A 23850-nucleotide genomic window follows, 5' to 3' on the forward strand; every position below is an offset into this window, starting at 1 on the left:
CTTTGGAAGAGTAGTCTTTAAGTTCGGTAGCGTGGATTACTTGGCTGCTGGAGCTGCGGCAGGCGCTGGCGCCGCGGCGGTGGTGGCTTTGTGCGTGCCTTTGTGTTCGGTTTTCTTCTCGACTTTCGCGTCGGTCTTGGCTTCCACTTTTGCTTCTACCTTGGCCTCAGCCTTGGCGCTGGTGGCTGCGACGGCTGCCGCAGGAGCCGCTGCAGGCGCTGGAGTGGTTGGAGCGGCTGGAGTGGTAGCGAAAGCAGCGGTAGCAAACAGGCCGGCGATCAGGGTAGCGATGGGCTTTTTCATGGTGCGTGTCCTTTGGAAGAAATTATGTAAATCGTTTAGCTAATTAGTTGATTACTTCTTGTCAGCGGCAGGTTTCTGAACTTCCTGCTTCACTTCCTGTTTGACTTCGGCTTTGACTTCAGCCTTCACTTCAGCCTTTACTTCCGGGACCGCTGGGGTTGCTGGGGCAGGAGTTTGTTGTGCGAATGCGGCGCTTGCGAACAGACCGGCGATCATGGTTGCGATGACTTTTTTCATTTTTAAATCCTCACTATTAGTTGATCTTGTGTAGCGCACTGTTTCCTGTGTCACTGAGCTGAAAACGGGCTCACTCAGCAGTGTGTTGACGGTCATTACAAACCCTTACATTTGTCGCAGATTTACAAAACTTTACGCAGGACTCATCGAAGCGACATGCGTGCCCCCTAAAGTGGCCATACCCACCAACCCTTATTAGGAGATGTCATGAACAAGAAGTCCTGGATCGCAATCGCCGCAGTTGTCGCCGCCCTGGGCGGTACCGCCGCCTATGCCGGCGCAGACCATGGAAGCGGCCATGGTCACGGTCGTGCACACAGTCCATGGACGATGGATGCCGCCCAGGCGGATAAGCACATCGAAACCATGGTGGCGCACATCCTGCCCGACGCTACCGAGGCACAGAAATCGCGCCTGACTGAAATTGCCAGGGCCTGCTTCAATGACGTAAAGCCGATCCACCTGCAGTTACAGGAGGGGCACGAGGCGATGCACAAGCAATTGGCGCAGCCAGCCATCGACCGCGCCGCGCTGGAGACCCTGCGGGCCGACCACATGAAAAAAATGGACCTGATGTCGCGCCGCGTGCTGGCTGCTGCGATGGATGCCGCCGAAGTCCTCACGCCCGAACAGCGCGCTAAATTCAACGGCGCCCTGCATATGATGGCGACGAGCCACATGGGGAGCCATTAAGCTATAGTCTCAACCATGTCCCAACCCCTTGTCCTCATCATCGACGACGACCAGCGCCTGGCGGCCATGGTTGAAACCTACCTGGCCCAGAATGGCCTGCACGTTGAGCATGCCGAAACCGCGCAGGCCGGCCTGGACCGGCTGACGCAGGCCGCGGCAGGCAGCTTTTCCGCACTGATCCTGGACCTGATGCTGCCCGACGTCGATGGGCTGGAGGTTTGCCGCCGCCTGCGCAACATGCCGCAGCCGATGCGCAGCCTGCCGGTGCTGATGCTGACGGCCAAGGGGGAGCCGCTTGATCGCGTCATCGGCCTGGAGCTTGGTGCCGATGACTACTTGCCGAAGCCTTTTGAGCCGCGTGAGCTGTTGGCGCGACTGCGAGCCTTGTTGCGCCGCCCGGCACTGGCTGACGCCGGCCTGGTGGCCGGGCTGGCCGGTTCTGCGGCGCAGGCGGCCGAACCGCTCCTGCGCTTCGGTAGGCTAGAAATCGACCCCGGTGCGCGTGTCGTGCGTGTCGACGGCGCAGAGCGGCCGCTGACTGCGTACCAGTTCGACTTGTTGATGGCCTTCGCCCAGCGCGCCGGCCGAGTGCTGTCGCGCGAACAGTTGATCGACGCGCTGAAGGGGGGAGCGCTGGAGCCTTTCGACCGTTCCATCGATGTGCACGTGGGCCGGGTGCGCGCCGCAATTGAGGATGATCCGAAGGCGCCGCGCCGCATCATCACCGTGCGTGGCGCGGGATATGTCTTCGCCAAGGTGCAGGATGCGTAACTTCGGCTCGCGCATGTATGTGCGCATCTATGCGACGCTGCTGGCCTGCATTGTGCTGGCCGTGCTGATGTTCGGCTACATCCACTTCTGGTTCGCGCCGCCGCGGCATATGCCGCGCAATGCCACCGTGGCGGTGACGATGCTGCTGTTGATGATCGCGATCGTGATTGCAGCGGGCGCCTATCCCGTCGTGCGCCGCATTACGCGCCGGCTGGAGCAGCTGCAGGGCAGCGTGCAGGCCTGGGGCAGGGGAGACCTGGGCGCGCGCGTGGATGTGCATGGGGCGGACGAGGTGGCCCAGCTGGCCTCCAGTTTCAACGATTCGGCGGCGCGCATCGAGGCGCTGGTGGGGGCGCAGAAGTCCCTGTTGGCCAACGCATCGCATGAGCTGCGGTCGCCGCTGGCCCGCATTCGCATGGCGGTGGAGCTGCTGCAGGATTCCGCCAGTCCGGCGATACGCCAGGAATTGGCACGCAGTATCTCCGAACTGGATCAACTGATCGACGAGGTCTTGCTGGCGAGCCGGCTGGATGCGGTTCCGCAAGACCATGCAGCGATTGAAGAAGTGGACTTTACCGGCATCGTCGCGGAAGAATGCGCGCGGGTAGGGGCGGTACTGGATGGCGTTGCCGGAGCAGTGTGTGGCGACGCTACGCTACTGCGTCGGATGGTGCGCAACCTTCTGGAGAACGCGCGCCGGCATGGCGGCGAGGCAGAGATGAGCGTGATGCTGGCCAGCGCTGGCGGCGGCACCATGCTGGAAATATGCGACCGCGGGCCGGGCGTGCCGGCGGCTGAGCGCGAGCGGATTTTCGAACCTTTCTACCGGCTGCCTGGCGCTTCGGAAAAGGCGGGCGGCGTGGGCCTCGGCCTCTCGCTAGTGCGCCAGATCGCCCGCCGCCACGGCGGCGAGGTCGAGTGCCTGCCGAACGGCGAGCATGGCGCCTGCTTCCGGGTCACGCTCCCGTCAGGCGGTCAGCCATCCGCTTGATGGCGCGCAACTGGCGGCCGCCCTGCACCGAATAGTCCGGATCGTCGTAGCCCCACCAGTCCCAGCATGCCTTCGGATTCGGCATCGGGCTGATTGCCGCCGTTTGCGGGTAGAGCACCACGATGCGGTTGGTGTCGGCCCAGGCGTTGTAGCCCGCGTGGCGCGCGTAAGTATCCTTGAGCGTGCCAATGTCCTGCATGCAGCCGTGCAGGGCTATGTGCAGCTTGCAGCCGGTGCCGCCGGCTTCGCAGCCTGGCGGAATGTAGACATAGCCGGTGTTGGCCATGCCGTGCGTGGTCGGCGCCGGGAGGAATTCGGACTGGTCGAACTCCTGCAGCTTACCCGCCGGGGCGGCAATGTCACCGCGTGCTTTCAGCGGGCCGTAAATCCATTGCAGCAGGTTGCCGGCCGCGTCGAAGCCGCAGTTGCTGATGAATGGCGCGGCCAGGGCGTCGCACTTGTTGCCGTAGCTGTCGGTCGGCATGGCGTGGCTGGCCGCCAGGTCATTCTTGAACTGGATTTGCGCCGCGGGGATGAACGCCGCGTAATACTTTGCCAGGTCGGCCATCGAGGCGGAAGGGACAAGCTTGTCGAGGGTGCCGGAGAACATCCACACGCGGTGTGCTGCGAGCTTCGTCACCGGATCCACCTGGCCCGCTTCTGCGCGCTTGCGGGTCACTGCCGCCAGTTCGGCCACGTCGGCGCCTTTGCAGCTGCCGATGGCATTCATCATGCTGCCTTGCGCGCAGTAATAGCTGCCGCCCGCGATGATGCCCGCGCCAATCACGCTGCCGGAATAGGCAACCTGGTATTGCACCGCCATGAAGGCGCCCGACGACAAGCCTGAAATCGATACCTGCTGCGTCTTCATGGCCGGCAGCGGCGCCGGCGCTGCGGTGGCTGCCAGCGCCAACGTGCAACCGGCAATTGTCATACAATCGGAAATTCGAACGAACCGGAAGAGACTACCCATGCCATCTATCCTCACCAAGTTTGCAGCGCTGTCTGCGCTGAGCCTGAGCGCCGCTGCCGCCTTCGCACAGGCGCCTGCTTCGCAACCAGCAGCCGCAACTGCCGCCAATGCGCCGGTCGCAAGCTGCCCCGCCATCCTGAAACAGTCCTTTAACCGCCTGCAGGACGATGCGCCGCAGGACTTGTGCCAGTACGCCGGCAAGGTGATCCTGGTCGTCAATACGGCCAGCTATTGCGGCTTTACCCCGCAGTACAAAGGACTGGAAGAAGTGTATGCGAAATACGCGGGAAAAGGTCTGGTCGTGCTGGGCTTCCCGTCGAATGATTTCGGCAAGCAGGAACCGGGCAGCAGCAAGGAAATCGCTGACCTCTGCTACAACACCTATGGCGTGAAGTTCCCGATGTTCGCCAAGTCAGTGGTGTCGGGCGACGCGCCGAACCCGTTCTACGCGAAGCTGATCAAGGCGACCGGCAAGGCGCCGGCCTGGAACTTCCATAAATACCTGATCGACCGCAAGGGCAATGTGGTCGAGAGCTTCCCGAGCAAGGTCAAGCCGGACGACAAGGCCCTGGTTGAAGCGCTCGAGAAAGCCCTCGCAGGCTGATTACGCGGCGGCGGCTACCGGCGACGTGGCGAGGGCAAAGCCTTCGTCCAACCAGCCGGTGATCCCGCCCGTCATGATTTTCACCGGGCGGCCCAGCTTGGCCAGCCGGATTGCCGCGCGTGCTGCGCCGTTGCAGTGCGGGCCGGCGCAGTAGGTCACGAAAACGGTCTCCGGCGGGTACTCGGCCAGCTTGGAGCCGATGATCTTGCGGTGTGCCAGATCCACCGCGCCAGGCACGTGGCCGGCCGCATACTTTTCCGTTCCCCGCACGTCCAGCAGCACGAAATCCTGCTGGGCGGTGCCCATCACGCTGTGCACATCCCAGCAATCCGTTTCAAAACGCAGCGAATCTTCAAAGTGGACGAGGGCCTCGGCGCCAGGGGCGGCAGCGACTTCGGTAACGATGGATGGCATCTGGTTTCTCCTGTGGCGTTGAAAGTGACTCCATTGTCGGCCGCAGCGACTTCGCGCGGCAGTGGCGCGAATGCCATATTGCGTTAAGATTGCGCCATGAGCGCGAAAAAACACCTGGTCGTCGCACTGGCCTACGACGGCCTGTGCACCTTTGAATTCGGCTGCACGGTCGAACTGTTCGCCCTGGACCGCCCGGAGCTGGGCGTGGATTGGTACGACTTTGCCGTCTGCGCGGTCGAGCCGGGCCCGATCCGCGCAGCGGGCGGCATCGTGGTGCAGGCGCCTTACGATCCATCGCTGCTGGAACGGGCCGATACCATTGTGATCCCCGGTTGGCGCGACGCCGATGAGGCGCCGCCGGAAGCCCTGCTGGCGCAGATCCGTGCCGCCCATGCGCGCGGCGCGCGCCTGTGCACCATCTGCTCGGGCGTTTTCATTCTCGCAGCGGCGGGCCTGCTGGACGGCTGCCGTGCTACGACGCACTGGCGCTACGTCGAGCGTCTGGGGCGCCGCTATCCGCGCGTGCACGTGCTGGCGGACGACCTGTATGTCGACGAGGGACAGATCATTACCTCGGCCGGATCGGCTGCGGGACTGGACATGCTGCTGCACCTGGTGCGGCGCGATTATGGCGCGCGGGTCGGCAATATGGTAGCGCAGCGGCTGGTGGTGGCCCCGCATCGCGAGGGCGGGCAGGCGCAGTTCCTGCCGCGGCCCATGGCGCATGATGAGCAGGGCCGTTTGTCGCGCCTGATGGACTGGCTGCGCAGCCATCCCGCCGAACCGCATACGGTGGCCAGCATGGCCGAGCGCGCAGCCATGAGCCCGCGCACCTTGCAGCGCCAGTTCCAGGAGGCTACCGGCATGGGGCCGGTCGAATGGCTGGCGCGCGAGCGGGTAGCGATTGCGAAGGACTTGCTGGAGTCGCCGGATATCGCCTTGGCCCAGGTGGCCGAGCGGGCGGGCTTCGGTTCGGAAGAGTCGCTGCGCCACCATTTCCGCCGCATTGCCTCAACCACGCCTGGCGCATACCGGCGTGCTTTCCTTGTCATGGCCAATCGTGCGGCATAAGCTGAGGGCTCACTTCACAAGGAGATTCAAATGGCTTATGTCGATGGATTCATTGTGCCGGTCCCCAGCAAGAACATGGATGCGTACCTGGAGATGTCGCGCCAGTGCGCCAAGGTGTGGCGTGAATATGGCGCGATCGAGTATCGCGAGACCGTCGCCGACGATGTCAAAGTGGGCGTTCACACTTCCTTCCCGCAAGCAGTAAAGCTGGAGGACGGCGAGGTGGTGGTGTTCTCGTGGATTATCTATCCCTCGCGCGAAGTACGCGACTCCTGCAACGAGAAGGTCATGTCGGACCCGCGTATGAAGGAAATGATGGATCCCGCCAAGATGCCGTTTGACGGCAAACGGCTGATCTATGGCGGCTTCGAAATGCTAATCGACCTGTAAGCTTGCGCGCATCGCGCCGCGCAGGGAATTGCACACCACGACTTCCTCAGCGGCGAACAGCATGTCCCGCGTGACGATGCGCTCCTGTGCGCCCCAGGCATCGATGATCACGGCACGCATCACGCCCGGCAGCATGCCACTGGATAAAGGCGGGGTTATCCACAGGCCGTCCTTGAGGATGAAGACGTTGCTGCGTCCTCCTTCCGTCAACTCGCCGTGCTCGTTAAAGAACAGCTTGTCGAAGGCGCCTTGGGCGTCGGCGGCCTTCCATGCCGCGTCGTAGCGCTCGCGGATCGTGGACTTATGGCGCAGGAACAGGTCGCTGCTGTCTGTGGCTTCGTCTGCCAGCAGTACGCGCACGGGCTCCTGCAGCGGCGACAGCGCGCCGGTCTGCACGGCGAAGGCGCCGGTGCTGTTCATCGCAAGACGCAGCCGGTGCGCCTGGCCTGAGGGCAGGGTCTGGCAAGCCAGGGTGAGGTAGGCTCGGGCGGCTGCCTCATCCCAGGCGAAGCCGAAATAGCGTGCCGATGCCGCCAGGCGTTGCAGGTGGCGCTCCAGATGGCGCGGGCCGGCTTCGCGCGTCGCATGCATGGTTTCGAACAGTTCGAAATCGTTCGACAAGCCGGTCAGGAAGCGGGCCTTCAACTGGCATTCGGCAAATTCGTCGTGCGGCTCGCTGTCGTAGACGATGCCTGCGCCGACACCCATCACGCCTTTGCGGATGCCGTTTTGCTCCGCCTGCAGCGTGAGCGTGCGGATCGGGACGTTCAAGCAGAAGTCGCCATCCGGGGCGAACCAGCCGATGGCGCCGGTGTAGATGCCGCGCGGTTCGGGTTCCAGCTCGGCGATGATTTCCATGGTGCGCTTCTTGGGCGCGCCGGTAATGGAGCCGCAAGGGTAGAGCGCGTTGAAGATCTCTCCCAGCGTGACGTCGTCGCGCAGGCGGGCCTGCACGGTGGAGGTCATCTGCAACACGCTGCTGAAACGGGTGACTTCGAAAAGTTTCGGGACTTCGACGCTGCCGGTAGCGGCCACGCGGCCGATATCGTTGCGCAGCAGGTCGACGATCATCAGGTTTTCAGCGCGATTCTTCGGGTCGGCCGCGAGGGCAGCGGCGCGGCGCGCGTTTTCCGTTTCGTCGGCTGCAGCAGGGGCGGTGCCCTTCATCGGGCGCGCCGTCAGCGTGCTGCCTCCCTTGCGCACGAACAGTTCCGGCGACAGCGAAAGCACGGCGCGGCCATCGTCAAAGCCGATCAGCGCTCCGTAAGGCACCGGCTGGCGGGCACGCAGGCGCTGGTACAACGCAAACAGCGAACCGAAGGCGTCGAAATGCAGGCGGTAGGTGTAGTTGACCTGGTAGGTGTCGCCGGCGGCGATGTAATCGCGGATGCGCTCGATGGCGTCGACGAACTGCGTTTCGCTCACGTTGGCGCGAATGGCGGCCACGCCGGCCGGTGTGCTATCGGCTGCGGCCTGGGCTGCGAGCCAGTCTGCGACCTCCGACTGCGACAGCTCGTCGCAGCGCTCGAACAGCAATACCTGCGCCAGTGGTGGCGCGTCGTGTGCGGCAGCGCGCGGCTCGACGCCCACGATATGGTGGCCCAATTCGTAGCTGAGCACCGGCACCGCGTGCAAGCCGCGTGCGAGCGCCTGCTCCATGCCGGCCAACACGCCCGGCCAGCCGGAGAAGTCGCTGCAGGCGAGGGTAGCGTGATGTCCGGTGTAGAGGCGGGATAACCGGCCAGCGCCGGTGGCTGGATCGACGCTAGCGTCGTCCAGCAAAGCGAAGGTCAAGCAGTTCAATTCAGCAGCAATGCAATCTGTACGGCAGCGTCCTGCGAAGGATTCGACTTGAAGCCGCTCTTGGCATATCGGTGCCAGCGGCCCAGCACGAAGCTGACCAGCAGCCCGGCGCGGGCAGCGACGTCAGCCTCATGGGCCTGGCCTTCGGCCGCTGCAGCACGCAGCGCCTGTTTCAGTGCCAGTTCCACGCGGTCGTAGAACTGATTCATGCGCTGCTGCAGGCGCTCGTCTTCATTGACCAGCGCGTCGCCGATCAGCACCCGTGTCATGCCAGGGTTGCTGCTGGCGAAATGCAGCAGCATGCCCAGGATGTCGCGCGCCTGGGCCAGCCCGTCCGCCTGCTTGTCGGCGATCTGGTTGATCAGGCCGAACACGGTGGACTCGATGAACTCGATCAGGCCTTCGAACATCTGGGCCTTGCTGGCGAAATGGCGGTACAGCGCCGCCTCGGAGACATCCAGCTTGCGCGCCAGCGCAGCGGTGGTGATCTTTTCTCCTTTTGGATGCTCCAGCATTTCAGCCAGTGCCTGGAGGATTTGCAGCTTGCGCTGTCCGGGCTGTGTACTTGCCATAGGTTTTGGACCAGTTATTTTAAGTTTCTGACAGATTTTACTTTGACATCAAGCCATGCCGGTTTTTTCCCCGGCTTCAGCAAGTATTGCGTCACCCACACCGTGCGCATGCCCAGCGCATGTGCCGAACGCAGGTTATCCAGCGTGTCTTCGACAAGGATACACCGGCGCGGGTTCAGGCCCTTCCGGCGCATCAGCCGCCGCAGCATGACGCGCGATGGCTTGGGACGCAACTGGCGATGCACGTGCATTGATTCGATGGTGATCTGGTCGCTGAAATGCCGGCCGATGCCCATATGCCCGACCACCTTGCGCGCGTAATCGCGCGGCGCATTGGTCAGCAGGATCTTGCGGCCGGGCAGGCGGCGCAGCAGCTGGCCCAGGCCGCGCTCATAGCGGATCATCGACTCGATTTCCGGCAGGTCGTGCGTCTCGCGCAGGAAGTGGGAAGCATCCACGCCGTGATGGCGCACCAGTCCAAGCAGGGTGGCGCCGTAGCGCTGCCAGTAAAGGGCGCGGGTGGCGCTGATTTCCTCCGCACTGGCCGGCGTGTCGCCGTCGCCCAGCACGCGCGCCATGTACGCGTTCATCTTCTCCACCATGGCGGGGAAGATGGCATGCGAAGCGTTGTGCAGCGTGTTGTCCAGGTCGAACAACCAGACCGGTGCCAAAGGTTTAATATTCACGTTCTACTTGGAGAGACTATGCGACGCACGATTATAGTGATGTTTTGCCTGCTGCTTGGATTGAGCTTTTCGGCGGCTGCCGCCCCGCCGGCGCGCGGCGCGCTCTACAAGCTGGAATACGCGGGCCATACCTCCTGGCTGTTCGGCACCATCCACGTTGGCCTGCCCGACTTCTACCCGCTGGAGCCGCGCGTCACGCAAGCCATGGAACGCGCCACGGCCGTGGCGCTGGAAATCGACCCCGCCGCCGACCCGGCCAAGTCGATGGCGGTAATGCGCGAGTACGTCCTGTATGCGCCAGGTACCGGCAGTGCCATGACCGAGATCCGCCCCGAATACCGGCCACGCCTGGAAAGCATGTTGAAGAAGCACGGCATCGCGCCGGAAATGGTGGCGTCGATGAAACCATGGCTGATCGTCATGATGATCACCATCGGCGAATACCGTGCGCTGGGCTATCGTCCGGAGCTGGGCGTCGACCTGCAGCTGGCGCGCACCGCCCATGGCCGCAGCCAGCGCGTGGTGGAACTGGAATCGGTCGGCGGCCAGGCCGCGCTGTTCGGCCGCCTGACGCAGCAGGAACAGGCGCGCTTCCTGGAAGACAGCCTGGATACCTTTGAAGACAGCAAACAGGGCGTGCAGCCGCGCGACCTGGTCGATGCCTGGGCTTCCGCCGATGCCGCCAAATTCGACGCCCTGGCACGCGAAGTGGAGGAGGACAAGACCTTCTCCGGCAAATTCATGAAAAAGGTGTTGCTGGAAGAGCGCAATCCCGTGCTGGCCGACGGCATCGTGGAAATGATGAAAAAAGAACTGCACAGTTTTGCCGCTATCGGCACTCTGCATCTGGTCGGATCGGGGAATGTTGCGGAACTGCTGCGCCAGCGTGGCGTGAAAGTAGAGCGGATCTACTGAGAGAATGGTGCCCTTGACGTGGATTGAACACGTGGCCTCTCCCTTACCAAGGGAGTGCTCTACCACTGAGCTACAAGGGCATTCACGTTTTTGGCAGTTGTAGAAAACCGCCAAAAATTTTAGTGAGACCGGATCATAGTGCCAAAAGCCTGTTCGGTCAAGACTTCCAGCAGCAGGCTGTGTTCAATTCGCCCGTCGATGATGTGCACGGTGTTCACGCCGGACTTGGCGGCGTCCAGTGCGGAAGAGATTTTTGGCAGCATGCCGCCCGAAATCGTACCGTCTGCGAACATTTCGTCGATTTCGCGCGCCGACAGGTCGGTCACCAGGTTGCCGTTCTTGTCCTGCACGCCGGCGATGTTGGTCATCATGATCAGCTTTTCAGCTTTCAGGATTTCGGCGATCTTGCCGGCGACAACGTCAGCGTTGATGTTGTAAGCCTGGCCATCTTTACCGAAGCCGATCGGGGAAATAATTGGAATAAAGGCATCATCCTGCAGGGCTTTCACCACGGCCGGGTTGATCGCCTCGATCTCGCCGACGAAGCCGATGTCCAGGAATTCCCCTGGTTTCTCCTTGTCCGGCATGGCCATCTTGCGGGCGCGGATCAGGCCACCGTCCTTGCCGGTCAGGCCCACTGCCTGGCCGCCGTAGTGGTTGATCAGCATGACGATGTCCTGCTGCACTTCACCGCCCAGCACCCACTCCACCACTTCCATGGTTTCTTCGTCGGTGATGCGCATGCCCTGCACGAAGGTGCCCTGCTTGCCGATCTTCTTCAGCGCATTGTCGATCTGCGGACCGCCGCCGTGCACCACGACCGGGTTCATGCCCACCAGTTTCAGCAGGATCAGGTCGCGCGCGAAGCCGTGCTTCAGGCGCTCTTCGGTCATGGCATTGCCACCGTATTTGATAACGATGGTTTTGCCGTGGTAGTTGCGGATATACGGCAGCGCCTCGGCCAGGATCTGAGCCTTGACTTGGGGCGTAACGCCGCTCAGGTCAGTGGACATATCCGGGTCGCGGGCAGGCAGGTTGGTCATGGCGGGGGTTCCAGAAAATTAGATTTAAGGTCAATGGTGCGCATTATAGGGCCAATCGAGTTGTAATTTACGGTTTGATCCGCTAGTCTGGCCTTCTCCCTTACGCATGATTGCACTGATGATATGAGCACCTGTGAGCGTTGCGGCGTCGAGTTCCACTGCGCCATGGCCGATGCGCCAGCCGGGCAGAAGCCGACCGGGGCGCCGGGCGAGACGCCGTGCTGGTGCACTTTCCTGCCGCCTGCGATTCCTGTTCCCGGGGCCGATGCCGTCGGCTGCTGGTGTCCTGCCTGCCTGCGTGCCCATATCGCCTCCTTGGAAACCCAACCTGATGTTGCTTCAACCTGACCTGCTCGGCTTTATCGCCGCCTTCTGCACTACTTTCGCTTTTGTACCCCAAGTCCTGCTGGTCTGGCGCCAGCGTCATGCCGACGGCATTTCCACCGGCATGTACCTGATCTTCAGTCTTGGCGTGTTGCTCTGGCTGATGTATGGTCTTCAGACCAATGCCTGGCCAGTGATTATCGCCAATAGCATCACCCTGGTGCTGGCCCTGTGCGTGCTGGCGATGAAACTGCACTTTTCGCGGCGCTGAAGAAGCGCATCATCTCCCGGCTGGCATCCGGCCCGCGCGGGTCGGTGTAGCTGCCTTCCGCGCTGCCGCCGGACCAGGCATGGCCGGCGCCGTGGATCACCCAATGTTCTCCCAGCGGCGAGCCGTCTTCCAGCCAGTGCGCTTTCAGCGTGAAGGCGTGGCCGTCGGGTACCTGTCCTGCCAGCGTGGCCGGACTGGCCTGTTCGCCCAGCGGGTGGCTGCGCAAGCCCTGCGCCAGCACTTCCTCGCCATTGGCAGGGTGCACGGTGCGGTCCTGGTCCCCGTGGAACACGATCACCGGCTGGCCCGCTGTCAGGGCAGCCTGCGCGCGGGCCGCGCCGCGCCGCATGGCCAGCAAGGCCGAGGGCAGGTCGCGCGCGGCGGCGAAGGGCAGGCCCGAATGCACGCCGACGGCGGCAAACAGGTCGGGGTACAGGGTGCCGGCGATGACTGCCATGGCGCCGCCAGCCGACAGCCCGGCGATGTAAACCTCGCTTTGCAGTACTGGATAGCGCGCCATGATGTCGCGCGTCATGGCGGCGATGATGGCGGGTTCGCCCTGGCCACGCTCCTGGTCGAGGGCACTGAACCAGTTCCAACATCGGGTATGGTTGGCGTCCGGCGTTTGCGCCGGATAGAGCACCAGGCAGCCGCGTTCTTCGGCCACCGCATTCATTTGCGTGCCAGCGGCAAAGTCGTCGGGATCCTGCAGGCAGCCGTGCAGCATCACCAGCAACGGCATGGGCTGGCCTTGGTAACTCGATGGCACGTACAGCTTGTAACTGCGGTTGCCGGCGCGGCAATGGAAATCGCCGCCGATGAATTGCGGCTGGCCCGGGGCGGTCCGCCCCGGGCGGTGGCGCGCAAGCTGGCCCAGCGCGCGGGAAAACCAATGGCGATCGAGCTTCATAAGCACCTCGCAGGCTGGTTGGTCGGTTTGTCTCCTCGCCACTCCTTTTTGTTCTGGTGCCCCATCAGTATATGGCCTTTCCGGGCACTTTTGCCGCACTGCGGTAAAATGTCGGCCATGAGTACTGAACTGCCGCCAGGCGCGCCGGAACTGGCCACGCCCGTGCCATCACCCTGCATCAGCCTGTGCAAGATGAACCAGGACACTGGTTTTTGCGAAGGTTGCCTGCGCACCATCGACGAAATCGTCGCCTGGTCGCGTGCCGACGACGCATACAAGCGCGCCGTGTGGGCTGAGCTGCGCCGCCGTGAGCAACTGATCGACTTTGACTGACGCAATGAAGCTACACCCATCCATCCACGTTTTCGAACGCGGCTGGCTCTCGTCCAATAATGTCCTGCTGTTGGGCCGCCACGACGCTGCCATGATCGACAGCGGCTATGTCGCGCACAAACAGCAGACGCTCGACCTGGTGCGGCACACCTTGCACGGCCGCCGCCTGGACCGGCTGTACACGACGCACCTGCATTCCGACCACTGCGGCGGCAATGCAGCGCTGCAGGCGCATTTCGGCTGCAACACCTATATCCCCGAGCCGGAAGCTGAAAAAGTACGTCACTGGGATGAAGACGCGCTCAGTTTCAAGGCCACCGGCCAGCAGTGCGAACGATTTTCCATCGACGGCGTGATTGCCGCCGGCGAAACACTGACCCTGGGCGACCTGGAATGGCAGGTGCTGGGTGCACCGGGCCATCACGCCCACTCCGTGATCTTCTATTGCCCTTCCGAAAAGGTGCTGATTTCGGCCGACGCACTGTGGCAAAACGGCTTTGGCGTGATCTTCCCCGAACTCGAAGGCGAAGAAGGATTTGCGGAGGCCTCGGCCACGCTGGAGGTGATCGCCGGCCTGGATGTGAAAGCCGTTATCCCGGGCCACGGTGCGGTGTTCGAGGACGTGGAAGCCGCACTGGCGCGCGCCCGCCGCCGCCTGGACTTCCTGTCGGCAGACCCCAAACGCAATGCGGAATACGCGGTCAAGGTTCTGCTCAAATTCCTGTTGCTGGAGCGCCAGAGCATGCCAGTGGCCGACGTGGTGCCGCTGTTCGCCTCGATCCCGTTGATGCAGGCGATCGCCAGCCGCCACCTTGACATGAGCACCGAGCAACTGGCCGCGTGGGCCGTCAAACAACTGGTGCGCGCCTGCAGCGCACGCGTCGAGAACGACATCCTCCTCAACGACGGCTAAGCTATACTGGGCCGCATGAGCGCCCAATCCCCGCGTGTCCAGCATGTCAGGCAGGTTCTGTTATGGCCATTGCGGTTGATGCCGCCCGATGGGGCCGAGCGCGCGCATGCGCGGCCCTGGGAACTCCTTGGTGCTGGCTCGCCGTGGCGCGAAGTCACTTCGGCGCAGGACGCCTGCGCGGCCTTCCAGGAGCGCTACTACACCGAATTCGTCAGCTTCCTCCCCTATGTGCAGCGCTTCCTCTTTGGCGCCGGCCAGCGCCGCATCTTCCGCCGCAAGGATATCGCCAGGGTACGCGTAAACACCCAGCCCGGCGCCGAGCCGCGGGTGCTCGATGTGCACAATCTCTGCCTGCATTTTTTCTTCGACGTCGACATCGTGCTGCTGGTGATGGAGGTCGGCGCCAACGACCTGCCGTTCGACGATGCACAGGATTTGCTGTACCGCTTCGGCCGCGCCTATCCTGCCGGCTGGGATGACGCGGGCAACGCGTTGCACTGCATGCATGGCGTCGAATGGCTTGATGCCGACGGCCGTCTGCTGGTGCGATCCGATGCGCAGGAGCGGCAAGCCTTCATCGACCAGGTAGTTCGCCACCAAGCGCCGCGTATTGCTTCGCACTGGCGCTACCTGCTGGAACCGATGGAGCCCGATGCGCCCGGAGCCACGGCGGCGTTGCGCTACCGCCAGGTGGAGTACTACCGCATGCCGATGATGGCCTACCTCGCCGTCGACCGGCCGAGCGAGCTTTCGCCGTCGGACTTTGCGGCCCTGGGCACGATGGCTGGTACTTCGTCCGCTCCTGCCGATGCTCAGCGCACGCAGTCGGACGGGGTCGACCGCCGCTATTTCTATGATCGTTTCTGGTGCAATGGCGGCGCCGCGCCTTACACGCGGTATATCTGCAGCGGATATGCCCTGGTTGTGGTAGGCGACGCGGCTTCCCAGTTCTTCTGCTGCAAGGAGCGCGGCGTGTTGTCCCAGTTCCGCCACCAGCACTTCCTGCTGTTCATGATCGCGCACCTGCAGAAGGCATCCCTGCTGATGTTTTCCGACCGCCTGGCGGAGGCGCTGACGCAATTGCAGGTGACGGATGCCGACAGTGTGCGTTCTTTCAAGCGACGCATCCGTTACGCCTTCGAGAGCTTCTTGCGCTTCACGCACCGCTACTGGTTCACGGAAATCTCGGACCAGCAGCAGATACGCGCGCTGTTCCGCATGTGCGGCCAGCATCTCGACATCGAGCGTGCTTACGCTGAAGTCAAAACCCGTGTGGCCGACATGAACGGCTACCTGGAGGCCGACAGCCTGCGGCGCCAGGCCAATGCGCTATCCGACGAGCGCCTGTCGGTGTGGATCAAGGTAAAGGCCTTGGTCGGGGTGTGGCGTTCATAAATTGACAATATTTCATGCGCGCTGCAAGATCAGGTTTTACATCGCCTGTGAACCTTCATGAAGCCAAGCCGCATCGCCACCGCCGTAGCCCTTTGTTTCTCCCTGCAGGGATTTGCCAGTGCCAGCAACGCGCCGATTACGCGCGTGACCCTGTATTCCGGGACCGCCACCGTGGAGCGCCAAGCCCAGGTTGCCCCTGGCATGAAGGAACTGGAGATCACCGGTTTGCCCGCCAATTTCGACGCGCAGACGCTGCGCATCCAGGCTTCGCCCGGCGTGCAGGTCGGCCAGGTCGTGACGCGTGACGTAGGGCAGGCGGAAGCGGTCAGTCCTCGCGAAGCCGAGCTGGAGGGGAAACTGCAAGCGCTGGAAGACAGCCGGGACCTGCTGAACGTGGAAATTGAGTCGTCCGTATTGGTGAAGAACTACCTGTCCAAGCTGAATGGTGGCGAGAATACCTCGACCCCGGTCGACGGCAAGTCGCTCGGCGCCGCGGTCGACACGATCAAGCGCGGCGGCCGTGAGGCCTTGGCGCAGATCCAGCGCAGCCAGGTCCAGCTGCGCGAGATTGACAAGAAAATAAAGACGGTGCAGCGCGAGCTGGAAAAGGTGCGTAGCGGAGCGCGCGACCAGCGCAGCATTACCATTGCTGTCGCGGCGCAGCAGGCTGGCAGTGTCCAGCTTTCCTATCAGGTCAATCGTGCGGGGTGGAAGCCGGCTTACCGTGCATCCCTGAACTCTACGACCTCCACCATCGAACTGGAACGCATGGCGGTCGTGGCGCAGAAGTCCGGCGAAGACTGGAGCGGCGTCGAGATGCGGCTGTCTACCGGCCAGCCGCGCCTGTCGCCGCAGGCCCCCGAACCTGTGCCGCATCGGCTGACCTATTACCCGCCACGGCCGCCGCAGGACGCGCGCGCCTTGGCCGCGCCGGAGTACGCGCCGGCGCCGGCGCCGGCGGCGCGGGCCGTGGCCCCAGTGGCACTTACCGGCTCACGCATTGCGACCGACACCTTCATCCCGCCTGTGCTGGAGACGCAAGGCGCCTTTGATACGGAATTCGCTGTACCCAACCGCGTCACCCTGGCATCCGACGGCCGGGAAATCACGCTGGCCCTGTCGACCCTGAAGGTCGCCGCCAAGCAGCGCGTGCGTGTCGTCCCCCGCCAGGAGAAATTCGCCGTTATCACGGCGGAAGCCGAACGTCCTTCCGGCGTCTGGCTGAACGGGAATATCCAGTTATTCCGCGATGGCGGCTATGTCGGCGCTACCCATTGGAACACTCAAGCATCGGACAAGCTGGCGCTGTCCTTCGGCCGCGATGACCTGGTGCGCGTCACGGTGGATCGCGCCGACCAGCAGTCTGGCAACCGCGGATTCCTGTCGCAGCGCGGCGAACAGCAGGTGGCAGACGTGTTCACGATCAGCAGCTTCCACAAGACGCCGGTCGACTTGCTGGTGCTGGAATCGACGCCTGTCAGCGCGTCGGAAGAGATCAAGGTGAAGCAGGTATTCTCGCCGCAGCCTGGCATTGCGGCGTGGGAGCAGCGCCAGGGCGTGGTGGGTTGGGAAAGAACCATGGCGCCAAATGAGACCATGAAGATCAATGTCGGCTACAGCATCACGTATCCGAAAGAGGGTACAGTAGGCGGCATGCAAAATTTCTGAGGCCAACGCCATGACATTACCAGCCGCATTGCAGAACCTGACCCTGCCAGTCATCGCTTCCCCCATGTTCATCGCCAGCGGCCCTGCGCTGGTGGCAGCCCAGTGCAAGGCGGGTATCGTTGGCTCCTTCCCAGCGCTGAACGCGCGGCCGAAGGAACTGCTTGATACCTGGTTGACGGACCTGCAGAAGGAACTGGCTGACTACCAGGCCGCGAATCCCGGCGTGCGCGTGGGCCCGATCGCGGTCAACCAGATCGTCCACCATTCCAACGAACGCCTGGAGCACGATGTGGAAGTATGCGTGCGCCACAAGGTGCCGATCATCATTTCTTCGCTGCGCGCGCCGCCTGTGGAAATGTTGGATGCTATCCACAGCTACGGCGGCATCGTGCTGCATGACGTGATCAATATCCGCCACGCGCAGAAGGCGCTGGAGGCGGGCGTGGATGGCCTGATCCTGGTCGCCAGCGGTGCGGGCGGCCATGCCGGGACGCTGTCGCCGTTTGCGCTGGTGGGCGAAGTGCGGCGCTTCTTCGACGGCCCGCTGGCGCTGTCCGGATCGATCGCGACCGGCGACGCGGTGCTGGCCGCGCAAGCGATGGGGGCGGACTTTGCCTACGTCGGTTCGCGTTTCCTGGCCACCCAGGAATCCAATGTCACCGAGGACTACCGCGAAGCCATTATCGAATCGTCGGCGGCGGACGTGGTCTACACCAACCTGTTCACCGGCGTGCATGGCAACTACCTGAAAAAGTCCATCGTTGCGGCGGGGCTTGATCCAGAAAACCTGCCGGAATCGGACAAGTCGAAAATGAGCTTCAACAGCGGCACAGCCAAGGCATGGCGCGATATCTGGGGCGCTGGACAGGGCGTCGGCTTGATGCACGATGTGCCGACTACCGCCGAACTGGTGGAACGAATGACGGCGGAATACAACGCTGCGCGCGCTCGCCTGCAGCTCCGCACGTAATAATTGCGCGCGTTTCGTAATGTTTTGTAAGCGCGCATGACAAGACGTGAACGCAAACATCGGGCTGCGGCGGCTGCTCTGTAAAGTTTTGTAAGCGCTGCCGCAGTCATTCTGCAAAATCCTCATAAGAATCAACGTTTTACGAATGGCGCCTGCACGCGATGGCGTCGCTGGTGTCACATTTTTCACGGTGTTAGCATGAATTTACTGATCGACAACACCCCGTGGAGAAGCCGCCGTGCCAACCAGCCGTATCCTGCGAGCCGCACTAGTCCTGGCGCTGATTTGCACCAGCTCCGCACGCGCCGGCGCCCTGGTGCTGGAGAGCTGGCGGGTTGACGACAAGGCCCTGTGGGAAACCGTGCTGCTTCCCGCGTTCGAACGCAAGCACCCGGGCATCTCGGTAAAGTTCTCGCCCACCGCTCCCACCGAATACGACACCAGCCTGGCCGCCCGCCTCGGCAACGGCACCGCAGGCGATATGCTGGCCTGCCGCCCCTTCGACACCTCGCTGCTGCTGTATCGCCGTGGCTACCTTGATAAGCTGAACGGCAAGGCAGGGATGGAGAACTTTGCACCAGGTTCGCTGGTGGCGTGGCAGACGGACGACGGCAAGGATATCTTCTGCATGCCGGTCGCCTCCGTGATCCACGGCTTCCTGTACAACAAAAAAATCTTCAGGAAGCTGGGCCTGCAGCCACCGGCAACGGAAGCGGAATTCTTCAACGTGCTCGATGCGGTTCGCAAAAGCCAGTACGCGCCGCTGGCGCTGGGCACGGCCGACGAATGGCTGTCCAGCCAGACCGTGTTCACCAATATCGGCCCGAATTACTGGGGCGGCGAGCAAGGCAGGCGTGCCCTGATCGCCGGCAAGGCCAAATTCACCGATGCGCCCTTCGTTGCGGCCTTCGAGTTCGAGGCGCGCCTGGCTGCTTACATGCCCAAATCGGCCTTCGTGCAGACTTACCGCGATGCCCAACTGCTGTTCGCCCAGGGCGACGCGGCAATCTATCCTGCGGGCTCGTGGGACATCTCCTATTTCAACCAGTTCCCCGATCTTGAGCTGGGCGTATTCGCGCCGCCGGTGCGGCAGGCGGGCGACCGCTGCCAGATTTCCGACCACATGGACATCGGCATCGGCATCAACCGCAAGTCGCGCAACAAGGCCGACGCATACAAGTTCCTGGCCTGGCTCGGCTCTCAAGAGTTTGCTGACCTGTACACCAACCGCGTGATCGGCTTTTTCACGCTATCGAATCACCTGATCGCAGTCCGCGACCCGCTGGCCAAGCAGATGGCCGCCTGGCGCACGACATGCGATTCGAACTTCCGCCTGAACGCGCTGATCATGAACCGCGGCCTGCCAAATATGGAAAGCGAGCTTTGGTCGGTGAATGCGCAAGTCCTGAACGGAAAGCTGGGCGCGCGGGAAGCGGCGGCACGCATCCAGAACGGTTTTGCGAAGTGGTATCTGCCACAGCAGGAATGATCACACTCCCCCAAGCAGTGTGTTGGCCCCGGCATGGGGAGTATGCCGGGGAATTTTTTGCAGCGCTTTAGAGACGATAAGGAAAAAGAAATGAACGGAGCACCGCTAGGAAGGAAGAAACTACCGCAGTTGATCGCGCTGATGTTCGGCACGCTGGCACTGCATAACGTGCAGGCACAGTCTGCGGAGGGCACCGACACCCTGCAGTCTGTGGAAGTTCGCGGCATTCGCGAAACGCTGAAGCGCAACCTGGCCGAGAAGCGTGATGCGCTGAATGTGGTGGATTCCGTCACGGCGGAGGACCTGGGCAAATTCCCGGACAAGAACGTGGCCGATTCCCTTCAACGTATCCCTGGCATTTCGGTCGACCGTACCTGGGGCGAAGGCCGCGACATCTTTGTGCGCGGCACCGACAAGAACCTGAACATGACGCAGTTGAACGGCCAATCGGTCGCTTCCGCCTACTGGTGGAAAAATGATGCGCAAAGCCGCGGTTTCAACTACGACATCCTGCCGTCCGAACTGGTGGGTAGCCTCGATGTCTTCAAGAGCCCTTCGGCCGATCTTGATGAAGGCAGCATTGGCGGTTTGGTGATCGTTCGCACGCGTAAGCCGTTGCAGTTCAAGAAGCCCTTCACCGCGCAAGCCTCGGCGGAGGCGACCTACAGTGAGCTTCCGAAGAAAACCGACCCGCAGTTTTCCGGCTTGGTGAACTGGGTTAACGAAGCCAAGACCTTCGGTGTGCTGGTTGCCCTGAGCCGCCAGGAGCGCACGATGCGCCGCGACGGCCTGGAAAACTTCACCGATGCGACCAAGTACAACATCGTCGACCAGAATGGCGTGGTTACCCCGAACGCATATGCTTCCTGGGGCGGCGGCACGCCGATCTTCCGCCAGGATCGCGAGCGCACCACCGGCAACATCACCCTGCAACTGCGCCCGACCCCGCAATCCGACATATCGCTGAATTACCTCAATTCCGATATGAAGATGGATAACAGCAACCAGAACTACTTGTGGCAGATTGGCGGCCTGGCTGATGCGAACAACAATATTCGTGTGGATAACCCGCGCTTTATCAACAACTCGGACGGCGGCAAGTCCGTGGTAGGGGGGACTGTGGGGCCGGTGAACGGCGTGTCGTTTGAGCCGATCTACCGCGAAGCCTATGTGAAATCGAAAGTGCTGGACCTTGAGGGCAGTTACGACGGCGACAACTGGAGGCTGCATGCACAGGCCGGCACGACTTCCGGTTCCGGCGGCAGCAAGCATGACCGCAACTTCTGGTTCACCGGGAACACCCGCGCTACGATCAATATCGCGCCGGACACCTATGAGGTGAAATACCTCGACATGAGCCCGCTCGACCCCACCAAGCTGACGTTGCAGAGCGCGCGCGACTGGATTCGCCGCATGGAGAGCAAGGAGAGCTACGGCCAGGCCGACCTGACCTTCGACCTGGAAAACCCCTACATCAAGTCGGTAAAGGTAGGCCTGAAGTACCGCGACAACAAGGTGCAGAACCGCCGCACCATCGGTACCGTCGGCCCGGGCAGCGTGGGCTGGATTCCTTACACCCTGGCCGATCTCTCCACCGGTGCTTCGCCGATGATCAGCCAGGAAGCCGCAACGGCGGGCTCGCTGACCCAGTTCGCCTGGGTGGACGACGCCTTGGCCGCAAGCAAAGGCTTCGCCATGTACGACAAAGGCATGGTCTACAAGGAAGCCAAGGGCGAGTACTACCGCATCCAGGAAAAGATTTCGGCCGCATACGTGCGCGCCGACTATGCCTTCGATAAATGGCGCGGCGACTTCGGCGTGCGCCTGGTGCGCACCAAGCAGACTTCAGACGCTTACCAAGACCTGGATGGCGCCGGCAACTATGTGCTGGGCAGCGTAGGCCGCAGCTACACTGACGCACTGCCGAACATCAACGTGGTGTACGACTTCCGCAAGGATCTGCTGCTACGCGCCGCCGCTTCGCGCGTCATGGCCCGCAACACCTTCAGCGACCTGAGTGCCAGCACGGAGGTCAGTGGCACCACCAATGCCGCCACCGCCGGAAATCCGCTGCTCAAGCCTTACCACGCCAACCAGTTCGAGATTGGTGCGGAGTGGTATTTCGCCGATGCGTCGCTGCTGTCGGCAACTGCCTTCGCCAAGCAACTCGATACCTTCATTTACACTTCGACGGCGATGGAGAACGTGGCAGGCGTACAGCGTCCGGTAACCCGTCCGCACAATGCCGACAACGGCGCAAAGGTCAACGGCCTGGAGGTCCAGTGGCAGCAGGCGTTTGGCAGCAGCGGCTTCGGCACTGTGGTCAACTTCACCTACACCGACGCCAAGACCGGCGCGGTTGCGGGCGGGCGCAAGCTGAATGTCATCGGCAATTCGAAGAACCAGATGAATGCCAGCGTGTTCTACGAGAAGAACAGCTACAGCGTGCGCCTGTCGTACAACTACCGCTCCAAGTCCTACGGTGGCCTGGACCAGGGCGGCCAGGACGTGACCAGCGCCTACGGCCAATGGGATGCCACCGCCAACTGGGATATCACCCCGCAGTTGAGCATCTTCGCCAGCGCCGTCAATATCGGCAATGAGCTGATTCGAACCAACACCACCGACGGCTTGCCGGTCGGTGTGTACGAAAACGGCGCGCGCTATAGCGTCGGCCTGCGCGGCAAGTTCTGATTTGACGCAACGCCCCCTCCCGGCCGGGAGGGGGCCTCTTCATCTTCGCCCTTCGGATTCACATGCACAAAGAACAGACCCTCGAGATGGCCGGCGCACAAGCCGTCCCCGGCGCCAGCGTGGCGGTGGCCATGACTTTCATTGGCCTGATGTTTTTCATTCTTGGCTGCGCTACATGGCTGAACGGATCGCTGATCCCCTTCCTCAAGATCGCCTGCGACCTTAACAACTTCCAGTCGCTGTGGGTCACCTTTGCGTTTTACATTGCCTACACCTTGATGGCGCTACCTTCTGCCGCGGTATTGCGCCGTACTGGCTACCGTGCCGGCATGTCGATCGGTCTCGCGGTCATGGCCTTCGGCGCGGTGTTGTTCATCCCGGCCGCGCGCGCGGCATCTTATCCGCTGTTTCTGCTGGCACTGTTTACGCTGGCCAGCGGCATGACACTGATGCAGACGGCGATCAACCCTTACATCGTCTGTATCGGTGCACGCGAGAGTGCTGCGACCCGCATCAGCATCATGGGCTTGTTCAACAAGACGGCGGGCGTGCTGGTACCGCTGGCATTCAGTGGAATGATGCTGTCCGATTTCGGCAGCTATTCGGACGCGACGCTGGCCGCCATGAGTGCGCCGGATGCGGCGCTGCTGCGCAGCCAGCTCGCGCAACGGCTTGTGCTGCCATATGGCTTGATGGCTGTGGGGCTGCTGGTGATGGCTGTTATCGTGCGCCTTGCGCCACTGCGTGAAATTCCTGGGCAGCGGGCCAGTGGCGATGAAGGCACTTCCCGCTGGGGCGTGCTGCAGTTCCCGCAACTGGTTCTGGGCGCGCTGGCGCTGTTCGTCTACGTCGGTGTGGAAGTGATCGCGGGCGACACCATTGGCCTGTACGGGCATAGCCTGCATGTGGAGAAATTCGGCATTCTCACTTCCTACACCATGGGCTTCATGGTGGCTGGCTATATCGTCGGCATTGTGGCGATTCCCCGCTGGCTGTCGCAGAAACAGGCGCTTTTGCTGTCCGCGGTGAGCGGGATCGCGTTTTCCTTCGGCGTTATCCAAGGTTCGGCCACTGGCAGCGGCTTGTCGCAAGCCATGTTGGGCCTATTCGGTGTGCCGGCGGTGCCGGACACGGTGATGTTCCTCGCCATGCTGGGCTTCGCCAATGCCCTGGTATGGCCGGCAATCTGGCCGCTGGCACTGGAAGGCCTGGGGCGCTATACCGCCAGCGGCTCGGCCCTGCTGATCATGGGGATCGCGGGTGGTGCTCTGTTGCCGATGCTGTATGGGCACCTGTCCGACGTCTCCGGTTCGCAGGCAGCATACTGGCTGCTGCTGCCATGCTACGCCCTGATCCTGTTCTATGCCGTAAAAGGACACAAAATGACTTCATGGAGATAGAATTGCCGGATCGTTAT

General features: G+C 62.5%; 26 protein-coding genes and 1 tRNA gene. 17 read left to right on the forward strand and 10 right to left on the reverse strand.

The window, feature by feature from the left end; genetic code table 11:
• Positions 1-36: 36 nt before the first annotated feature.
• On the reverse strand, positions 37-303 hold the full coding sequence (locus ACN9MZ_RS01900) for a hypothetical protein (protein ID WP_426340650.1): 267 nt from the start codon (positions 301-303) through the stop codon (positions 37-39).
• 51 nt (positions 304-354) lie between these two features.
• Complete coding sequence (locus tag ACN9MZ_RS01905; protein ID WP_426340651.1) at positions 355-540, reverse strand: hypothetical protein; 186 nt, start codon at positions 538-540, stop codon at positions 355-357.
• 207 nt (positions 541-747) lie between these two features.
• Here ACN9MZ_RS01905 and ACN9MZ_RS01910 point away from each other — a divergent pair, with 207 nt between their 5' ends.
• From ACN9MZ_RS01910 to ACN9MZ_RS01920, 3 genes are read left to right on the forward strand one after another with little or no spacing between them, the layout of a single operon-like run.
• Complete coding sequence (locus ACN9MZ_RS01910) at positions 748-1233, forward strand: Spy/CpxP family protein refolding chaperone (protein ID WP_426340652.1); 486 nt, start codon at positions 748-750, stop codon at positions 1231-1233.
• A gap of 15 nt (positions 1234-1248) precedes the next feature.
• A complete protein-coding gene (locus ACN9MZ_RS01915) occupies positions 1249-2004 on the forward strand; it encodes a response regulator (RefSeq protein ID WP_426340653.1) in 756 nt (251 codons plus the stop codon).
• Positions 1997-2995, forward strand: a complete 999-nt coding sequence (locus ACN9MZ_RS01920) for a sensor histidine kinase (RefSeq protein WP_426340654.1) — start codon at positions 1997-1999, stop codon at positions 2993-2995. Before ACN9MZ_RS01915 ends, ACN9MZ_RS01920 begins: the two co-directional genes overlap by 8 nt.
• On the opposite strand, the gene ACN9MZ_RS01925 is transcribed toward ACN9MZ_RS01920, so the two are convergent.
• Positions 2961-3929 (reverse strand): extracellular catalytic domain type 2 short-chain-length polyhydroxyalkanoate depolymerase, encoded by a 969-nt coding sequence (locus ACN9MZ_RS01925; RefSeq protein WP_426340655.1) that lies wholly within the window; start codon positions 3927-3929, stop codon positions 2961-2963. The genes ACN9MZ_RS01920 and ACN9MZ_RS01925 overlap by 35 nt on opposite strands.
• A 37-nt stretch (positions 3930-3966) precedes the next feature.
• On the opposite strand from ACN9MZ_RS01925, the gene ACN9MZ_RS01930 reads away from it, so the two are divergent.
• On the forward strand, positions 3967-4572 hold the full coding sequence (locus tag ACN9MZ_RS01930) for a glutathione peroxidase (protein WP_426340656.1): 606 nt from the start codon (positions 3967-3969) through the stop codon (positions 4570-4572).
• Here the strand turns inward: ACN9MZ_RS01930 and ACN9MZ_RS01935 are convergent, their stop codons facing one another.
• Positions 4573-4986, reverse strand: a complete 414-nt coding sequence (locus tag ACN9MZ_RS01935) for a rhodanese-like domain-containing protein (protein WP_426340657.1) — start codon at positions 4984-4986, stop codon at positions 4573-4575. It lies immediately after the preceding gene.
• Positions 4987-5082: 96 nt separating this feature from the next.
• Here ACN9MZ_RS01935 and ftrA point away from each other — a divergent pair, with 96 nt between their 5' ends.
• Together ftrA and ACN9MZ_RS01945 are read left to right on the forward strand one after the other, a co-directional pair.
• Positions 5083-6057 (forward strand): transcriptional regulator FtrA, encoded by a 975-nt coding sequence (ftrA, locus tag ACN9MZ_RS01940; protein WP_426340658.1) that lies wholly within the window; start codon positions 5083-5085, stop codon positions 6055-6057.
• Positions 6058-6087: 30 nt separating this feature from the next.
• Complete coding sequence (locus tag ACN9MZ_RS01945; protein ID WP_426340659.1) at positions 6088-6447, forward strand: DUF1428 domain-containing protein; 360 nt, start codon at positions 6088-6090, stop codon at positions 6445-6447.
• Here ACN9MZ_RS01945 and pabB read toward each other — a convergent pair.
• From pabB to ACN9MZ_RS01960, 3 genes are read right to left on the reverse strand one after another with little or no spacing between them, the layout of a single operon-like run.
• Positions 6433-8250 (reverse strand): aminodeoxychorismate synthase component I, encoded by a 1818-nt coding sequence (pabB, locus tag ACN9MZ_RS01950; RefSeq protein ID WP_426340660.1) that lies wholly within the window; start codon positions 8248-8250, stop codon positions 6433-6435. The two genes, ACN9MZ_RS01945 and pabB, sit on opposite strands and share 15 nt — an antisense overlap.
• The gene (slmA, locus tag ACN9MZ_RS01955; protein ID WP_426340661.1) at positions 8247-8822 is read right to left on the reverse strand and encodes a nucleoid occlusion factor SlmA; all 576 of its coding nucleotides are present in this window, start codon (positions 8820-8822) and stop codon (positions 8247-8249) included. The genes pabB and slmA overlap by 4 nt, the downstream gene beginning before the upstream one ends.
• 14 nt (positions 8823-8836) lie before the next feature.
• Positions 8837-9508, reverse strand: a complete 672-nt coding sequence (locus tag ACN9MZ_RS01960; RefSeq protein WP_426340662.1) for a pyrimidine 5'-nucleotidase — start codon at positions 9506-9508, stop codon at positions 8837-8839.
• 18 nt (positions 9509-9526) lie between these two features.
• On the opposite strand from ACN9MZ_RS01960, the gene ACN9MZ_RS01965 reads away from it, so the two are divergent.
• On the forward strand, positions 9527-10423 hold the full coding sequence (locus ACN9MZ_RS01965; protein WP_426340663.1) for a TraB/GumN family protein: 897 nt from the start codon (positions 9527-9529) through the stop codon (positions 10421-10423).
• Between the two features lie 5 nt (positions 10424-10428).
• Here ACN9MZ_RS01965 and ACN9MZ_RS01970 read toward each other — a convergent pair.
• Positions 10429-10503: transfer RNA gene (locus ACN9MZ_RS01970), tRNA-Thr, on the reverse strand.
• A gap of 39 nt (positions 10504-10542) precedes the next feature.
• On the reverse strand, positions 10543-11436 hold the full coding sequence (argB, locus tag ACN9MZ_RS01975; RefSeq protein WP_090435962.1) for an acetylglutamate kinase: 894 nt from the start codon (positions 11434-11436) through the stop codon (positions 10543-10545).
• 153 nt (positions 11437-11589) lie between these two features.
• Between argB and ACN9MZ_RS01980 the strand changes: the two genes are divergently transcribed.
• Together ACN9MZ_RS01980 and ACN9MZ_RS01985 are read left to right on the forward strand one after the other, a co-directional pair.
• Positions 11590-11814: a cysteine-rich CWC family protein gene (locus tag ACN9MZ_RS01980; protein WP_426340664.1), complete on the forward strand. Its 225-nt coding sequence runs from the start codon at positions 11590-11592 to the stop codon at positions 11812-11814.
• Positions 11798-12061, forward strand: a complete 264-nt coding sequence (locus ACN9MZ_RS01985; RefSeq protein ID WP_426340665.1) for a SemiSWEET transporter — start codon at positions 11798-11800, stop codon at positions 12059-12061. The genes ACN9MZ_RS01980 and ACN9MZ_RS01985 overlap by 17 nt, the downstream gene beginning before the upstream one ends.
• On the opposite strand, the gene ACN9MZ_RS01990 is transcribed toward ACN9MZ_RS01985, so the two are convergent.
• Complete coding sequence (locus tag ACN9MZ_RS01990; RefSeq protein ID WP_426340666.1) at positions 12003-12971, reverse strand: extracellular catalytic domain type 1 short-chain-length polyhydroxyalkanoate depolymerase; 969 nt, start codon at positions 12969-12971, stop codon at positions 12003-12005. The two genes, ACN9MZ_RS01985 and ACN9MZ_RS01990, sit on opposite strands and share 59 nt — an antisense overlap.
• 108 nt (positions 12972-13079) lie before the next feature.
• On the opposite strand from ACN9MZ_RS01990, the gene ACN9MZ_RS01995 reads away from it, so the two are divergent.
• From ACN9MZ_RS01995 to ACN9MZ_RS02030, 8 genes are all read left to right on the forward strand, one after another.
• Positions 13080-13304 (forward strand): DUF1289 domain-containing protein, encoded by a 225-nt coding sequence (locus ACN9MZ_RS01995; RefSeq protein ID WP_055927230.1) that lies wholly within the window; start codon positions 13080-13082, stop codon positions 13302-13304.
• Positions 13305-13308: 4 nt separating this feature from the next.
• Positions 13309-14217, forward strand: a complete 909-nt coding sequence (locus tag ACN9MZ_RS02000) for an MBL fold metallo-hydrolase (RefSeq protein WP_426340667.1) — start codon at positions 13309-13311, stop codon at positions 14215-14217.
• 15 nt (positions 14218-14232) lie between these two features.
• Positions 14233-15612 (forward strand): hypothetical protein, encoded by a 1380-nt coding sequence (locus ACN9MZ_RS02005; protein ID WP_426340668.1) that lies wholly within the window; start codon positions 14233-14235, stop codon positions 15610-15612.
• 57 nt (positions 15613-15669) lie between these two features.
• On the forward strand, positions 15670-17280 hold the full coding sequence (locus ACN9MZ_RS02010; protein ID WP_426340669.1) for a DUF4139 domain-containing protein: 1611 nt from the start codon (positions 15670-15672) through the stop codon (positions 17278-17280).
• A gap of 10 nt (positions 17281-17290) precedes the next feature.
• Positions 17291-18250 (forward strand): NAD(P)H-dependent flavin oxidoreductase, encoded by a 960-nt coding sequence (locus ACN9MZ_RS02015; protein ID WP_426340670.1) that lies wholly within the window; start codon positions 17291-17293, stop codon positions 18248-18250.
• A gap of 238 nt (positions 18251-18488) precedes the next feature.
• Entirely contained in the window at positions 18489-19739 is a 1251-nt protein-coding gene (locus ACN9MZ_RS02020) for an ABC transporter substrate-binding protein (protein ID WP_426340671.1), read from the forward strand.
• Between the two features lie 90 nt (positions 19740-19829).
• Entirely contained in the window at positions 19830-22433 is a 2604-nt protein-coding gene (locus ACN9MZ_RS02025) for a TonB-dependent receptor (RefSeq protein ID WP_426340672.1), read from the forward strand.
• 62 nt (positions 22434-22495) lie between these two features.
• On the forward strand, positions 22496-23833 hold the full coding sequence (locus ACN9MZ_RS02030) for a sugar MFS transporter (protein WP_426340673.1): 1338 nt from the start codon (positions 22496-22498) through the stop codon (positions 23831-23833).
• Positions 23834-23850 lie beyond the last annotated feature (17 nt).

Source organism: Pseudoduganella sp. S-14 (assembly GCF_049913285.1).
GTDB lineage: Bacteria > Pseudomonadota > Gammaproteobacteria > Burkholderiales > Burkholderiaceae_D > Rugamonas.